We start from the raw sequence: 15213 nt of genomic DNA, 5'->3' as shown, positions 1-15213 counted from the left end.
CGCAGTGCCACGGGGCAAGGTATAGCCATGACCGAGTACGAGTCCGACCCGCAGCGGCGGCCGGCTCCCGCCGACGCCGAGTCGTCGCCCCACTCTGCCGAGCTGCCCCGTGTCGAGCACGGGCACTCCGACCGCGCGGCCTCCGCCGCCGGTCCGCCGTCCCCGTCGTACCCGCCGTCCGGCCAGCCCGGGGCGAACCCGGGTGGGCCCTGGCAGTCCGGCCAGCACGCCGGCTGGGCCCGCCCCGAGCAGTCCGGCGCCCCCGGCCGGCCCGAGTCCACCGGCCCCGGCCAGGTCGCGTCGCAGTCGGGTTACGGCCAGGCCGGCCCGGTCGCGCCGCAGTCCGGTGCCGCCGGCTACGGCGAGGCCAGTGCCGCTCCCCAGTCCGGTCCCGCCGGCTACGGCCAGGGCGGTGCCGCTTCCCAGTCCGGTCCGCCCAGCTACGGCCAGTCGGGTCCGCCCGGCTACGGCCAGCCCGGCACCCCGGGGTACGGCCAGCCCTACGGCCAGTCCGGTCCGCCCGGGTACGGTCAGCCGAGTGGTCCGCCCTACGGCCAGCCGGTGCCGCCGTGGGCCCAGGCGCCCCGGGCCGGCCGGGTGGCGAAGTTCGTCGGCGCGGGTGTCCTGGTCTTCGCCCTGATGCTGGGTTCCGGGGTCGCCGGCGGCGTGCTCGCCCTGGCGCTCGACGGCAACACCGGTATCACCCGTACCTACTCCGCCGCCCCCGTGATCGACAGCGCGGACCTGCCCAAGATCGCCGCCTCGGTGCAGGACAGCGTGGTGTCCATCGCCACCGACAGTGGTGAGGGCTCCGGGGTCATCCTGACCGCCGACGGCTTCGTGCTCACCAACAACCACGTGGTCGCCTCCGGCTCGGCCGGCAGCGTCCGGGTGATCTTCGCCGACGGCAAGACCGCCGACGCGCAGGTGGTGGGGACCGACCCGAAGACCGACCTGGCGGTGGTGAAGGCCACCGGGGTCAGCGACCTGAAGGCGGCGAAGCTCGGCGACAGCGACGCGATGCAGGTAGGTGACCAGGTGCTCGCCCTGGGCAGCCCGTTGGGTCTGCAGGGCTCGGTCACCTCCGGCATCCTCAGCGCCCGGGACCGCACCATCCAGGCCGGCGGCCAGCAGCAGGACCCGCAGCAGGGGGTCTCCTCGATCTCCGGCCTGCTCCAGACCGACGCCCCGATCAACCCGGGGAACTCGGGCGGGGCGCTGGTCAACACCCGCGGCGAGGTGATCGGCATCAACACCGCGATCGCCACCTCCGGGCAGAGCACCGGCAACATCGGGGTCGGCTTCGCCATCCCGAGCAACAAGGCCAAGGACGTGGCCGGCAAGCTCCAGCGCGGCGAGAAGATCAGCCATCCGAGCCTCGGGGTGAGCGTGACCCGGGGTGAGAACGGCGGCGCGGTGGTGTCGTCGGTGCTGCCGGGCAGCGCCGCCGAGCAGGCCGGTCTGCAGCGGGGGGACGTGATCACCCGCTTCGGTGACAAGACGGTCAACGACTCCAACGACCTGGTCGGCGCGGTCCAGGCGAGCAAGGTCGGTGACCGGGTCGAGGTGCGGTACCAGCGCGGCGGCAACGAGAGCACGGTCACCGTCACGCTCACCGAGTCGTAGGCGGACGCGGACCTGCCCCGAGACCGGGCGGCGGGTGACAGGCCGAGGGGGTCGGCCCGTCACCCGCCGCCTTCTGCGTCCGGCTCCGGCCGGTTTACCCCGCGGGGTACGGGGAAAGCGGCCCGTCACGCGCTCAGGCGGAGCAACGGGGAGGGCTCGTGGCTGGAAACCACCGTCCAACCGTGGGCTCGACGGGGCGGGGCCTGCGGATCGCGATGGTGGTGCCGCCCTGGCTCTCCGTCCCCCCGCCCGGTTACGGCGGCCTGGAACAGGTGGTCAGTTCCCTGGTGGAGGCCCTGGCCGAGCAGGGGCACGCGGTGACGCTCTTCGGCGCCGGTGAGCACCACGGGACGCCGGCGGAGTTCGTCTCCACCGCGGAGCTGCAGTTCGACCGGCTCGGCGAGTCGCTGCCCGAACTGGCCCACCTGGCCCGGGTCAACCAGCTGGTCACGGCGGCCGACTTCGACGTGGTCCACGACCACAGCACGATCGGCCCGCTGGTCGCCGGCCGGCGGGCGGTGCCGACGATCGCGACCGTGCACGGCAATCCGGTCGGCGAGTACGGCCAGGTGCTCAGCGACACCGACCACGGGGTCGGTCTGGTCGCCATCTCACACGCCCAACGGCGTTCGAACCCCGGCCTGCCCTGGGTCGGCACCGTGCACAACGCGGTGGACGTCGCGGACATCCCCCGTAAGCGGAACCCGGGGCGCGGGCCGGTGCTCTGGTTGGCGCGGTTCAGCCCGGACAAGGGCCCGGAGCTGGCCATCCAGGCGTGCCGGGCGGTCGGCCTGCCGCTGATCCTCGCCGGCAAGTGCAACGAGCCGGCCGAACACCGGTACTACGAGGAGGTGGTCGAGCCGTTGCTCGGCCCCGACGTGACCGTGGTGTTCAACGCCGACCGGGCGGCGACGCTGCGGCTGCTTGTCGACTCCCGCTGCCTGATCATGCCGATCCGGTGGGCGGAGCCGTTCGGCATGGTGATGGTGGAGGCGATGGCCACCGGTACGCCGGTGGTGGCCCTCGACCGGGGTGCCGTGCCCGAGCTGGTCAGGTCGGGGCTGACCGGGATCGTCTGCGCGAGCCCGGCCGAGCTGCCCGAGGCGTTGCGTGCGGCCGAACGCATCGACCCGGCGGCCTGCCGGGCCCACGTGGAGGAGAACTTCTCCGCCGGGCGGATGGCGCTCGGCTACGAGACGGTCTACCGGCTGATGATCGACTCGGCGCCGGTGCGGTCGGCGGCCCGGTCGGTGCGGGCGGACGCGATGTCCTGGAAACCGAGCTGACCCGCGGCTGACCTGCCGCGACCATGACCTGCCGCGACTATGACCTGCCGTGGCCGGCCGGTCAGAGCGGGGCGGTGGTCAGCTCGGCGATGGCGGCGTCGAGTTGGCGGGCGTACACCGGGGTGATGCTGCCCTCGCGTCGGCGTTCCGCCACCTTGCTGCGGACCTGGGCCACCGAGTCGGCCAGCGCCTCCGGCCCGTTACCGGGGTCGAGGTTGTGCAGCAGGTTGCGCAGGTCGGTGCCGACGTCGTCCCGGATGTCGCCGGAGGCCACCCCCGAGTCGATCAGCTCGTCGACCCGGGTCGCCGCGTCCACCACGCTCGCCGAGGGGGTCCGGGTGGTCGGCGGCGCGGAGGTGGGCGTCCGGCGGCTGGGCGGCGAGGGCGGTGGCGGGCTGTACGCGCGGGGGGACGGCGCGGCGGAGGTCGGCGACCGGCTGGGCTTCGGTGCCGGTGGGGCCGGCTCGACCGGCTGGGTGGTCGGCAGGGCGTGCGGCGGCGGGGTCGCTCCCCGGTCGGACAGCTGCAGGAGCAGGGCCGCGAAGGCGGCCACCACCACCGTCCCGACCAGCACCGGGACCGCCCACCGGCCGGGCCGTCCACGCGGCCCGCGATCGAGCTCCGCGTGGTCGTCGACTCGGCCGCCGGCCCCGGTGGCGCCGTCGAGCCGGCCACCGGCCCCGGTGGCGGCCCCACCGGCCGTCACGACCGGGACCGGTTCGGCCCGGCCGGCTGGCGCCGGCGGACCGGGCCGCTCCGGGGACACGACGATCGCGGGGAGCGTGACGGTGGGGGACAGCATCGTGGCGGCCTGCGGGTCGGCGGGCAGCAACTGGTCGCGCAGCACGGTGGCCAGCTGGGTGGCGGTCGGCCGGTCGTGGGGATCCCGGGCCAGACACCGCAGGCAGGTCCGGGCCACCTCCGTCGGGAGGCCGGGCACGTCGAGCGGTGCCGGTGGACGCTCCTGGGCCAGTGCCGCGCTGAGCTCCTCCCAGGTGTCGGCGGGGTACGGCACCCGGCCGGTGAGCGTCTCGTACAGCAGTACGCCGAGGGAGTAGACGTCGGTGGCCGGCTGGGCCGCCGCGCCGTCCAGTCGTTCCGGCGCCACGTAGGCCGGGGTGCCGAAGGTGCCGCCGTCCTCGTCCTCGTCCGGGGCACCGACCTGGGTGGCGATGCCGAAGTCGAGCACCTTGGCACCCACCCGGGTCATCATCACGTTGGCCGGGGTGATGTCGCGGTGCACGATGCCGAGCCGGTGGGCCGCGGCCAACGCGTCGGCCACCTGGGCGGCGATCTCGACCGCCTCAGGCCAGGGCAACGGCCCGTCGGCGAGCCGGTCCTCCAGCTCCTCCCCGGTGAGCAGTTCCATCACCACGAACGAGGTGATGGAACCGTCCGGGGCCAACGTCTCGCCGTAGTCGTGCACCGCGGTGACGTGCGGGTGCACCAGTTGGGCGGCGGCGCGGGCCTCCACCCGGACCATGTCCCGGAAGCGGGTGTCGGCGGCGAGTGACGGCGCGAGCACCTTGAGGGCGACGATCCGGTCCAGCACCTCGTCCCGGGCACGCCAGATGACCGACATTCCGCCGGACCCGATCTGGTCCACGAGCCGGTACCTGCGGGCCAGTAGTCTGCCGGCGTGCAGTGCTGCCATCGGTGATCGCACCTGCCTGGTGGTGGGGGCGGTATCAGGTTGCGCGAATGTGTCGGGGCTGTCAACGGCCGGATCGTCCGATGATCATTACCACTGTGGACAGCCTGCCCCGGGCGGTCGACCAACCGGCCAGGTGGGGCACTTTCCCGGGCGTGCCAGGATGAACGACATGCGTGGTGGTCCGGTGGCGTTCGTACTCGGTGGTGGGGGTGTGCTCGGCGCCGTCGAGGTCGGCATGCTGCGTGCCCTGTTCCGCGCCGGGATCCGACCCGACCTGGTGCTCGGCACCTCGATCGGCGCGGTCAACGGCGCGCTGGTCGCCGCCGACCCGACCGAGGCGGTCACCGACCGGTTGGTACGGCTCTGGGCCTCCCCCGAGGCCAGCGAGGTGTACGGCGACTCGGTGGCCCGCCAGCTACGCCGGTTCGCCGCCCGGACCCACCTGCACTCGCCCCGACCGCTGCGTCGGCTGCTGGAGTCCGAACTGGGGGAGGACGCCACCTTCGCCGATCTGCGGGTGCCCTTCCGGTGCTGCGCGGCCAACATCGAACGCGCCGCCGAGTACTGGTTCGACCGGGGGCCGTTGGTGCCGGCGGTGCTCGCCTCGGCTTCCGTGCCGGGGCTGCTGCCACCCATGGTGATCGACGGTCAGCACTACATCGACGGGGGGATCGTCAACTCGATCCCGATCGGCGAGGCGGTCGCGGCCGGGGCCGGGCGGATCTTCGTACTCCAGGTGGGGCGGATCGAGCGGGCGTTGACCCCGCCCCGGCGGCCCTGGGAGGTCGCCCAGGTCGCGTTCGAGATCGCCCGCCGGCACCGGTTCGCCCGCGAGATGGCCGCCCTCCCCGCCGACGTGGAGGTGCACGTGCTGCCCACGGGCGGGTTGGAGCCCCGGGACGACACCCCGTGGGCGTACCGGGACATGGCGGCGGTGGGGCGGCGGATCAGCCGCGCCTACACCGCGTCCCGACGCTACCTGGCGGAGCTGGAGCGCTGATGCCGCTGCCGCCGCGCTGGCTCCGCCGGCTGCTGCTCGCCCCCGGCGTCGTCCTGCTCGCGTTCCTGGTGGTGACCACCCTGCCGGCCTGGGCGTTCCTGGCCGCCGCGGCGTCCCCGCTGGTGCCGGGCCGGCTGCGTCCCCTGCGGCTGCTCTGGATCGCCACCGTCTACCTGGTCTGGGACGCGGTGGCGCTGCTGGCCCTGCTCGGGCTCTGGATCGGCTCCGGCTTCGGCTGGCGGGTCCGGTCGCCGGCCTTCCAACGGGCCCACTACGTCCTCGCCGGGGCGTTCCTGCGGGTGCTGTTCTGGCAGGCCCGCTGGACGCTGCGGCTGAGCATCGACGTGGTCGGCACCGACCCGGACACCGCCATGCCCGGCCGTCCCGAGCTGGTGCTCTCTCGGCACGCCGGGCCCGGCGACTCGTTCATCCTGATCCACGCGCTGGTGAACTGGTTCGCCCGGGAACCCCGGATCGTGCTCAAGGACGCCCTGCAGTGGGATCCGGCGATCGACGTGCTGCTCAACCGGCTGCCCACCCGGTTCATCGCGCCCGGCCCGGACGGCCGCGGCTCGGCGATCGAGCAGATCGGGCACCTGGCCACCGGCCTGGACGACGACGACGCCTTCGTGATCTTCCCCGAGGGGGGTAACTTCACCCCCCGTCGCCGGCTCCGGGCGATCTCCCGGCTGCGCGCCCGGGGCCTGGAGCGGATGGCGTTGCGGGCCGAACGGATGCGGCACGTGCTGGCCCCGCAGCCCGGTGGCATGCTCGCGGCGCTGGACGCGGCCCCCGACGCCGGGGTGATCTTCGTGGCGCACACCGGCCTCGACCAGCTGCTCACCGTCGCCGACATCTGGCGGGAGCTGCCGATGGACAAGCGGATCGTGATGCGGTTCTGGTCGGTTCCGCCGGAGGAGATCCCGACCGGTCGACAGGAGCGCATCGACTGGCTCTTCGACTGGTGGAAGCAGATCGACGACTGGATCGCCACCAACCGTGACGACGGCGCGTAGGGTGCGCTCGTGGAGCAGCTCTGTGTGGTGACGACGGTGGTGGACGCCCGTTCGGTGGCGGACGTACTGGCGGCGGCGGCCGTCGCTGGTCGGCTGGCGGCCTGCGCACAGGTCGGCGGTCAGGTGGACAGCACCTACTGGTGGCAGTCCAACGTGGAGACCACCACGGAGTGGTCGGTGCAGTTCAAGACCGCCCCGGACCGGGTGGCGGCGCTGGTGCAGCAGATCCGGGCGACCCACCCGTACGAGGTGCCGGAGATCCTGGTCACGACGGTGGCCAGCGGCCACCCCGGGTACGCGACCTGGGTGTTCGAGCACACCCGACCCTAGGTACGCGCACTCTGGCCAGGGACGGGGCGCTCGGCCGAGGATGACCGGGTGGATCTCTCCAGCTACCCCTGTCCCGGCTGCGGCGCCCCGGCTGACCTGCGTACGGGCTGCTCTGGTTGCGGTCGGCCCCCGTACCCGCTGGCCGCCGAGGTGATCCGGCTGGACCGGGAGCTGACCGGGCTGGTCCCACAGGTCGAGCAGGCCCGCCGGGTGTACCACGACCTGGCTGCCCGGCTGGCCGCCACCCGGCACCGCCGGGCGGAGCTGGCCGCCCGGGTCCGGGTCGAGGTGCCCGGCCCCACCTGGTCACAGCCACCCGGCACGGGCCGCCCGGCCCCCGCCCACGCCCCCGCCCAGGCCTCGGCTCCGGTCCAGGCTCCGGCTCCGGTCCAGGCTCCGGCTCCGGTCCAGGCTCCGGCTCCGGTCCAGGCTCCGGCTCCGGCTCCGGCGGCCGGCCCGGTGCGGGCCCCGGCGGTGGCGCCGGTGCCGGCCGCCACCAGCGGTCCGACGGCCGTCGCCGCTCCGGTCCGGGCTCCGGCTCCGGCTCCGGCCGGCGCACCCGGTGCGGCCCCCGGGCCGGCGACGCCCTATCACCCGCACCACCAGTGGCCGTTGGCCCACCAGCCCCAGCCCCAGCCCCAGCCCCAGCCGGGCCGGCCGGGCGGCGCGGAGACCTCAGGCCGGACCGTACAGCGGCTGCTGTTCATCCTCGGCGGACTGCTGCTGGGTACCGCCGCGGTGGTCTTCACCACCGTCGCCTGGTCCTCGGTGGGGGTGGCCGGCCGGGCGTTGATCCTGGCGGCGGTGACCGGGGTCGCCCTGGTCCTGCCGTTGGTGGCCCGCTGGCGCAGGCTGCCGGGCACGGCCGAGACGCTCGCCGCGGTCGGCATGCTGTTGGTGCTGCTCGACGGGTACGCGGCCTGGGCGGTGGACCTGTTCGGGGTGACCGGTTGGCCGCCCAGCCGGTACGCCGCGGTGGTCGCCGCGGTCAGCACGCTGGTCGCGGCGGGCTACGCCCGGCTCAGCGGACTGACCGGGCCGTGGTTCTGGGCGTTGCTGACGGTGCAGCCGGTGTTGCCCCTGGTCGCCGCCGGGATGCGGCCGTCGGCCACCGGCTGGACCGTGGTCTTCCTCGGGGTGGCGTTGCTCGACCTGGCGGTCGTGGCCGCGCTCCGCCGTCGGACCCCGGCACCGGAGCGCGCGGAACTGCCTACGCCGGAGCGTGCGGTACCTACGCCGGGGCACGCGGTACCGCCGGCACCGGGGCGTGCGGTACCGCCGGCGCTGCTCGCCGGCCGGGTCGTCGCCTGGATCGGGTACGCGGTGGCGCTTGTCGTCGCGGCCGGTTGCGCGACGGTGCCGCTGGGGGTGGGCCGGGCGTTCGGCGTGCCGGCGTTCGCCGGGCTGCCGGTGCTGGCCGTGCTGGCGGTGCTGCTCTGCGGGGCGGTGGTGGCCGGCAGCCGGGCCTTCGTGACGACGGTGTTCGCGCTGCTGGTGCCGGCGCTCGCGGTCGCGGTGCTGCGGCCGTTGGGCGAGGTGTGGCCGGCGGTGCTCCTGCTGACCACGGCGGTCGTGGCGCTCGGCCTGGCCGGTGCGGTCCGGCTGGTACCGCAGCGGTGGCGGTTCGGTCCGTGGCTCGGCGCGCTGGTGGTGGCCGGTACCACGGCCCTGCTGACCGTCGTGTTCACCGGGGTCTCCGCGGCGGCCACGATCGGCCGCTCGCTGCCTCCGTGGGGCGGGGCGGAGCCCGGCCCGCAGCTGCGCTGGGGATGGCAGCTGGCGGTCGCCGTCCTGGTGGTCGCGGCGGCGCTGGCGCTGCTGGTGCCCCGGGCGGCGGGGCCGGCGACCGCGGTGGCGGCCGGCACGCTGGTGGTGCTCGCCGCACCGGCCGCCTGGCCGGTGCCGTGGCCGGTGCTGGTGGCCGTCGAGCTGCTCGTCGGGGTGGGGCTGCTGTTGACCGCCGTCGGACGGCCGGGGGTCCGACAGCGGGTGCGGTGGCCGTCGGCGCTCGGCGGGACCGTCCTGCTCGGGCACGGTCTGCTGGTCGCGTTGGCCGCGCCGGTCGCCGCGGCGGTGGCCCTCGGGGTCGTCGCGGTGGCCGGGTCGGTGACGGCGGCCCTGGGCCGGCGCGGCGGCGTCGGTCAACGTGGGATCGCCGGGGCCGGGCTGGTCGTGGCGGTGCTCGCCGCGCCGGCCGCCGTACTCCTGGGGTCGTTCGCCGCCGGTCTGCCGCCGTGGTGGCAGGCCCGGGTCACCTTCGTTGCCGTGGCGCTGCTGGCGATCGCCCTGGCGGGTGTCCGTCGACACTGGCCGGACCTGCGCGGGTACGCCTCGTCCGGGTTCGCCGTCGCGGTCGGCCTGGCCGGGCTCGGGGCGGTCATCGGCCTGGTCGGTGCCGAACCGGGCGGCTTCGAGGAGCCGGTGCCGCTCTACGCCGCGCTGGGGGTGCTGTTGATCCTGCTCGCCGCCCCGCGGTTCCGTCCCGAGGTCGCGCTCCGGGTGCCCGGGTTCGTGCTGCTGACGGTGGCGGTGCTCGGCGCGGCCCCGGTGACCCTGGACGCCCTGGTCGCCCCGTACGGCACGCTGCCGCCGGTCTGGGCCGGGGCCCCGGCGGGCCACCCACCCACGGGTGCCCTGCCGGTGGCGCTGGCGTTGCTGGTCCTGGTGGTCGCCGCGGCCCTGGTCGCGCCCGGTGTGGCCGGGGGCCGGTCGGCCGCCGGCGAGGCACCGGCCGCCGGTGGGCAGCCCGCCGACCCGGCCGCAGCGCCCCGGGCCGGGCGCTGGACGACGATGGTGCTGGCCGCGTTGCCCTTCGCGGCGGCGGCGCTGCCGGTGCTGCTGGTCGCCGTCGGTGCCCCCTGGCCCGTGGTACCGGCCGCGGTCCTGCTCACCGGTACGGCCGCGTTGGTGACCGCGGCGCTCGTCCGGCCGTACCCGCTACTGGTGGCGACCACGCTGCCGGTGGGGCTGGTGACCGTCGGCGTCGGGTTGCTGGGGCTGCTGGCCACCCGGGCCGGCACCCTCGCCGGCACGGGCGTCCTGGTGGTGGCGGCGCTGGTGGTCGGGTGGGCGGCCCGGCTGGCCGACGTACGGCTGGTGGGCTGGCTGGTGGCGGTCGGGTCGGCGGTCGGGTTCGCGGTGACCGCCACGTCGGCCGCCGGGCTGCCGGCACGGCAGACCGCGTTCGCCGTACTGGCGGTGGCGGTGCTGGTGTTGGCCGGCGCGCCGCTGTTGACCGGCCGGCAGCCGACGGCCGGCCGGGTGCTCGACGGGGTCGCCCAGGCCGTCGCCGGGCTGGCGCTGCTGCTCACCGTGGGGGCGGTCCGGCACGCCGCCGCGATCTGCGTGCTCTGGGGGGCCGCGGTCGCCGTACGGGTGCTGCGGCGTAACGAGTCGACCACCCGCCGGTGGATCTTCGCCGCTGTCGCCGGGGGCAGCGAACTGCTCGGCACCTGGCTGCTGCTGGCCGCCGGCCAGGTGGTGCTGTTGGAGGCGTACACCGTGCCGGCGGCGGCGCTGGCCCTGGTCGCCGGGACGGTGGCGCTGCGTGGGCGGCCGGGGCTGAACAGTTGGCTCGCGCTCGGCCCGGGGTTGCTCGCCGCGCTGCTGCCGAGCCTGGTGTCGGTGCTGGTGGCGGCGGATCCGCAGCCCTGGCGACGCCTGCTGGTGGGGCTCGGCGCGCTGGTGGTGGTGCTGGTCGGCGCGGTACGGCGCTGGCAGGCCCCGGCCGTGGTCGGTGCGGTGAGCCTGACCCTGCTGGCGCTGCACGAGCTGGTCCGGAGCTGGGACCTGCTGCCCCGGTGGATCTACCTGGGCCTCGGCGGGGTCGTGCTGATCTCGCTGGCCGCCAGCTACGAGCGGCGTCGGCGGGACCTGGCCCGGCTCCGCTCGGCGGTCAGCCGGATGAGCTGACGACAGCGAACGGCCCGGCCGGCGCGGGTGGTGTCCCGCGGTGCCGGCCGGGCCGTCGATGCTCGGATCAGGTGGTGGTGGCGCCGCTGAAGGACCGCAGCAGGCTCTCCGGGGCCTCCTGGGTCTCGTTGGCCGGCGGCTTCTGCACGTCGACCTTGGTGCCGAAGTCGGAGTAGGTGGTGGTCATCTTGCCAAGCGACTCGTGCAGGACGCTGGTGTCCACGACCAGCTCGGTCATCCGGCCCTCGTCGTCGACGCGGGCGGTGAAGGGCACCGCCTTGGCCTTCTCGCCCATCTGCTCGACGGCCTTGTCACCCGGCTTGGCCTTGGTGTAGTCGATCGTGCCGGAGAACGCCCCGTCGCCGGTCTTCTCCACGTCGACCACGCCGTTGACCAGCTGCTTGGCGCCACCCGGGTCGCCGTCGGGCATGATGTTCAGCTGGCCGTTCGCGCCGAGCTTGGTCACGTCCAGGTGCAGCCAGTTGTCCGGCAGCCCCGGCACGCCGCTGAACTTCATGTAGCCGTCGTCGCCCACGGTCAGCATCCGGAACGTGCCCTGCTCGCCCAGGCTCATCGTCATGTCGACCTGCTTGGTCTTCGGGTCCATCACACCCTCGCCGTTGAGCGCCGAGGACTTGATCTCGACCCGGACGCTCTGCTCGTTGAGCTTGAGCGCCGCCGCGCTGAGCTCCTCGCGCGGGTCCGCCGGGGCGCTGGCCTCCGGTGCCGCCCCACCGGCTGGGGCATCCGTGCCGTTGCTACCGCAGCCGGTCAGGGTCAGACCGAATGCGGCGACGAGCGCGGCCCCCGTGGTCGCCAGCCGTCGAGTTCTCATACTGGATTACTCCTCGCGAAGGGTGGACCGGGACGGGCCCGGCCGAATACCCGGTCAGCCTAACGGTGGATGGCAACAGGCGCTCGTCGATGCTATCGAGGTCGCGTCGCCGCTGGTCGGGCCGGCGTGGCGATCACCGCCGACACCTGCACCGGTAGGGTCTGCGGCATGGCAGACGCGCTCGCCGCGACGGCGGCCCGCGGGCTGGCCCGACGGATCAACGAGATCATCGGAGGTGCTCGATGAGGTTCGAGATCAGCAAGGTGCTGGACGCCATCGAGGGACGGGTCTGCACCGACCCCTCGCTGGCCCGTGCCGTGCTCGACCTGGCCGAGGTGATCCGCTACCAGGATCTCGACGGTGGTCGACCCGCGAACCTGCTCCGGCTCGGCATGGTCATCGACGCGCTGTCCCGCCAGTTGGAGGAGGACAGCGTCCCGGTCTACGCCGTGGTGCACCGGGCGTTGCTGTCGGATGCCGACCTGACCTCCAACGAGCGGATGGTGGTCCGGCGCTGGGCCGACGACGGCCTGGTCGAGGTCCTCGACAACCCGGGTGACCGGATGCTGGAGGTGGCCGACCTGCTCGGACTGCCGGTGCTCACCCGCGGCCGGCTCGACGGCCTGCGCGGGCGGTACCCGTGGGTGGCCGAGCAGCCCGGTCGGGTCGTCGCCCCGGTGCCGGGTCAGGGCGGGCCGGCCTTCGTCGCCCACGTCGGCAACGGCACCACGCCCGTCGAGGGCACCCCGTCGCCGGTCGGCGCCCAACTGCTGGCCCGCAAGTGGCGCTGCCCCGAGTCGGGCTGCGCGTTGTTCGGTGGCGGTGGCGGCGGCGGTGCCTTCGCCGACCTGGCCGCGGTCGACCGTGCCCCGGCCGGCCAGCCGCCGCCCACCCTGCGCAACGGCGTCCCGACCTGTCCGCGGCACGGTGCCCGGCTCGGCGACGCCGGGCCGCGTCCGCGTACCCAGGTCCTGGCGGTCAGCGTCGGCGGGATGGTGCGGCGGCGGTTCGTGCTCAGCGCCGACGAGCCGGTACTGGTCGGCCGGGCTCCGGAGCAGGCCGGCGGGATCACCCTGGGGCAGTGGCTCAACGACGAGGCGCGGCGTTGGATCAGCCGCAGCCACGTGCAGTTCGAGCTGCGCGCCGGTGAGGTCGTCGTCACCGACGTCAGCACCAACGGCTCCGGCATCCGCCCGGGTGGCTCGATGGACGAGGCCGACCGGTTGCCGCTGAACCCCCGGCAGTCCCGGATCCTCGACGGCGGGGACATGGTCGAGCTCTACCCCGGGGTGCAGGTCGGCCGGCCGGGCGAGCTGGCCAGCGGGGCACCCATCACCCCCGCCTCGGTGATGGCCGAGGCCCCCACCATGGCCATGCGCCTGCCCAACAACTGACCAGCCGGCCCGGCCCGCCCCCGCACGGGGACGAGGCCGGGCCGGTGTGCTCAGCTGGTGGCCAGGACGGCGGCGAGCTGGGCGATCGCGTGGTCGATCTCGGCCTCGGTGACCACCAGGGGCGGGGCCAGCCGGATCGTGGCGCCGTGGGTGTCCTTGGCCAGCACGCCCCGCTCGGCGAGACGTTCGCAGGCCTGCCGACCGGTCATCAGTGCCGGGTCGAGGTCCAGGCCGGCCCAGAGGCCCCGGCCGCGTACCGCGACCAGACCGTGGCCGACCAGCTCCCGCAGGCCGGTGTGCAACCGCGCGCCCAGCTCGGCGGAGCGACGCTGGAACTCGCCGGTGGCCAGCAGTCGTACCACCTCGGTCGCCACCGCGCTGGCCAGCGGGTTGCCCCCGAAGGTGGAGCCGTGCTGGCCGGGCTTGAGCACCCCGAGCACGTCGGCGTCCGCGACCACCGCGGAGACCGGCACGATGCCGCCGCCGAGCGCCTTGCCCAGCAGGTACATGTCGGGCACGACGCCCTCGTGGTCACAGGCGAAGGTCTCTCCGGTACGGCCCAGCCCGCTCTGGATCTCGTCGGCGAGCAGCAGCACGTCGCGTTCGGTGCAGACCCGACGCACCCCCGGCAGGTAACCCTCGGGGGGTACCACCACACCCTGCTCGCCCTGGACCGGCTCGATCAGCACCGCCACGGTGTGCTCGTCGATCGCGGCGCTCAACGCGGCCAGGTCGCCGTAGGGCACCACGGTGAAACCCGGGGTGTACGGCCCGAAGTCGTCGCGCGCGTCGGCGTCGGTGGAGAAGCTGACGATGGTGGTGGTCCGGCCGTGGAAGTTGCCCTCGGCGACCACGATGTTGGCCTGCCCGGCGGGCACCCCCTTCACCTGGTAGCCCCACTTGCGGGCCACCTTGATGGCGGTCTCCACCGCCTCGGCGCCGGTGTTCATCGGCAGGACGAGTTGCTTGCCGCACAGCTCGGCCAGCTCCCGGCAGAAGTCGGCGAACTGGTCGTGTACGAAGGCGCGGCTGGTCAGGGTGAGCCGGTCCAGCTGCGCGTGCGCGGCGGCGATCAGCCGCGGATGCCGGTGGCCGAAGTTCAGTGCCGAGTAGCCGGCCAGGAAGTCCAGGTACCGTCGACCGTCCACGTCGGTCAGCCAGGCACCCTCGGCGGAGGAGATCACCACCGGCAGCGGGTGGTAGTTGTGCGCGGTGAAGCGTTCGGCGTCCCGGAGGGCACCGGGGGTCCGCAGCATGTCGTCGACGATCACTTTCCGGCCTCGCTTCCCTGACGGAGTCGCAGCGTGCAGCACTTCGGTCCACCACCGGCCCGGCGCAGCTCGGACAGGTCCACGCCGATGGTCCGGTAACCCCGCTCGGTGAGCCGGGCGGCCAGCTCGACGGCCTGCGCGGGGAGCACCACGTGGTGTCCGTCGCTCACCGCGTTCAGCCCGAGCACCTCCGCGTCGGCCATGGTGGCGGTCACCGCGTCGGGAAAGAGCCGGCGCAGCACGGCCCGGCTGCCGGGGGAGAAGGCCTCCGGCAGGTACGCCACGGTCTGCTCGTCGAGCACGGTGAGCGCGGTGTCCAGGTGGTAGAAGCGGGGGTCGACCAGCTGCAGGGTGACCACCGGGTACCCGAAGGTCTCCTGCAGCTCGGCGTGCGCGGCGTGCGCGGTGCGGAACCCGGTGCCGGCGAGCAGGTGGCCACCGGCCAGCAGCACGTCGCCCTCGCCCTCGTTGACGTGCTTGGGGTCGGTCACCTCGAAGCCGGCGGCGGCGAACCAGGCGCGGTAGGCGGGAGCCTCGTCGGCCCGCTGCGGGTCGCGGAACTGCACGGCCATCGCCCGGTCACCGACGACCGTGCCGCCGTTGGCGGCGAAGACCATGTCGGGCAGGCCGGGCAGCGGCTCGATCTCCTCGACCGTGTGACCCAGGTCGAGGTACGTCCGGCGCAGCCGTTCCCACTGCTCGACGGCGAGCGCGGTGTCGACCGGTACGGTCGGGTCCATCCACGGGTTGATCGCGTAGTCCACGGCGAAGTACGTCGGCCGGCACATCAGAAAGCGCTGGCGGGTGGCGTCCATCGACATCGTCCTGCTCCAAGGCTCGGGCGCGCCCGGCCACCTCGGCACGCGGGCTGGCGCCGTGGCTCCACGCT

Annotated in this window: 11 protein-coding genes; 7 read left to right on the top strand and 4 right to left on the bottom strand. The window is 74.6% G+C overall.

The window, feature by feature from the left end:
• Positions 1-27 precede the first annotated feature (27 nt).
• Complete coding sequence (locus tag ACN28G_RS20795) at positions 28-1626, top strand: trypsin-like peptidase domain-containing protein (protein WP_421480160.1); 1599 nt, start codon at positions 28-30, stop codon at positions 1624-1626.
• A 215-nt stretch (positions 1627-1841) separates the two neighbouring features.
• Positions 1842-2912: a glycosyltransferase family 4 protein gene (locus tag ACN28G_RS20790; protein WP_091447249.1), complete on the top strand. Its 1071-nt coding sequence runs from the start codon at positions 1842-1844 to the stop codon at positions 2910-2912.
• A gap of 61 nt (positions 2913-2973) precedes the next feature.
• Here ACN28G_RS20790 and ACN28G_RS20785 read toward each other — a convergent pair whose 3' ends face one another.
• Positions 2974-4566 (bottom strand): serine/threonine-protein kinase, encoded by a 1593-nt coding sequence (locus ACN28G_RS20785; protein WP_091443197.1) that lies wholly within the window; start codon positions 4564-4566, stop codon positions 2974-2976.
• A 169-nt stretch (positions 4567-4735) separates the two neighbouring features.
• Between ACN28G_RS20785 and ACN28G_RS20780 the strand changes: the two genes are divergently transcribed.
• From ACN28G_RS20780 to ACN28G_RS20765, 4 genes are read left to right on the top strand one after another with little or no spacing between them, the layout of a single operon-like run.
• Positions 4736-5566 carry a patatin-like phospholipase family protein gene (locus ACN28G_RS20780; RefSeq protein WP_091443157.1) on the top strand — a complete coding sequence of 277 codons (831 nt, stop codon included), beginning with the start codon at positions 4736-4738 and terminating at the stop codon, positions 5564-5566.
• Complete coding sequence (locus ACN28G_RS20775) at positions 5566-6582, top strand: 1-acyl-sn-glycerol-3-phosphate acyltransferase (protein ID WP_091443153.1); 1017 nt, start codon at positions 5566-5568, stop codon at positions 6580-6582. The genes ACN28G_RS20780 and ACN28G_RS20775 overlap by 1 nt, the downstream gene beginning before the upstream one ends.
• Positions 6583-6591: 9 nt before the next feature.
• Positions 6592-6912, top strand: coding sequence for a divalent-cation tolerance protein CutA (cutA, locus tag ACN28G_RS20770; protein ID WP_091443151.1), 321 nt, complete (start codon positions 6592-6594; stop codon positions 6910-6912).
• A 48-nt stretch (positions 6913-6960) separates the two neighbouring features.
• Positions 6961-10824, top strand: coding sequence for an SCO7613 C-terminal domain-containing membrane protein (locus ACN28G_RS20765; protein ID WP_421480159.1), 3864 nt, complete (start codon positions 6961-6963; stop codon positions 10822-10824).
• Positions 10825-10891: 67 nt separating this feature from the next.
• Here ACN28G_RS20765 and ACN28G_RS20760 read toward each other — a convergent pair whose 3' ends face one another.
• Positions 10892-11659: a hypothetical protein gene (locus ACN28G_RS20760; protein WP_091443140.1), complete on the bottom strand. Its 768-nt coding sequence runs from the start codon at positions 11657-11659 to the stop codon at positions 10892-10894.
• Between the two features lie 242 nt (positions 11660-11901).
• On the opposite strand from ACN28G_RS20760, the gene ACN28G_RS20755 reads away from it, so the two are divergent.
• On the top strand, positions 11902-13053 hold the full coding sequence (locus ACN28G_RS20755) for an FHA domain-containing protein (protein ID WP_091443138.1): 1152 nt from the start codon (positions 11902-11904) through the stop codon (positions 13051-13053).
• Positions 13054-13103: 50 nt separating this feature from the next.
• Here ACN28G_RS20755 and rocD read toward each other — a convergent pair whose 3' ends face one another.
• Together rocD and ddaH are read right to left on the bottom strand one after the other, a co-directional pair.
• Positions 13104-14321, bottom strand: coding sequence for an ornithine--oxo-acid transaminase (rocD, locus tag ACN28G_RS20750; protein WP_175440815.1), 1218 nt, complete (start codon positions 14319-14321; stop codon positions 13104-13106).
• Positions 14321-15139, bottom strand: a complete 819-nt coding sequence (ddaH, locus tag ACN28G_RS20745; RefSeq protein ID WP_175440642.1) for a dimethylargininase — start codon at positions 15137-15139, stop codon at positions 14321-14323. The genes rocD and ddaH overlap by 1 nt, the downstream gene beginning before the upstream one ends.
• Between the last annotated feature and the right edge of the window lie 74 nt (positions 15140-15213).

This window comes from Micromonospora sp. WMMA1923, from assembly GCF_049179195.1.
In the GTDB taxonomy this organism is placed as follows: domain Bacteria; phylum Actinomycetota; class Actinomycetes; order Mycobacteriales; family Micromonosporaceae; genus Micromonospora; species Micromonospora yangpuensis.
The sequence above is the reverse complement of the archived record's forward strand: the minus strand, read 5'-3'. Positions and strand labels throughout refer to the sequence as shown.

Bases quoted from the DNA above. Each gene is read 5' to 3' on its own strand.
- ACN28G_RS20795 (WP_421480160.1), top strand. From the start codon at position 28: ATGACCGAGTACGAGTCCGACCCGCAGCGGCGGCCGGCTCCCGCCGAC.
- ACN28G_RS20790 (WP_091447249.1), top strand. From the start codon at position 1,842: ATGGTGGTGCCGCCCTGGCTCTCCGTCCCCCCGCCCGGTTACGGCGGC.
- ACN28G_RS20785 (WP_091443197.1), bottom strand. From the start codon at position 4,566: ATGGCAGCACTGCACGCCGGCAGACTACTGGCCCGCAGGTACCGGCTC.
- ACN28G_RS20780 (WP_091443157.1), top strand. From the start codon at position 4,736: ATGCGTGGTGGTCCGGTGGCGTTCGTACTCGGTGGTGGGGGTGTGCTC.
- ACN28G_RS20775 (WP_091443153.1), top strand. From the start codon at position 5,566: ATGCCGCTGCCGCCGCGCTGGCTCCGCCGGCTGCTGCTCGCCCCCGGC.
- ACN28G_RS20760 (WP_091443140.1), bottom strand. From the start codon at position 11,659: ATGAGAACTCGACGGCTGGCGACCACGGGGGCCGCGCTCGTCGCCGCA.
- ACN28G_RS20755 (WP_091443138.1), top strand. From the start codon at position 11,902: ATGAGGTTCGAGATCAGCAAGGTGCTGGACGCCATCGAGGGACGGGTC.
- ddaH (WP_175440642.1), bottom strand. From the start codon at position 15,139: ATGGACGCCACCCGCCAGCGCTTTCTGATGTGCCGGCCGACGTACTTC.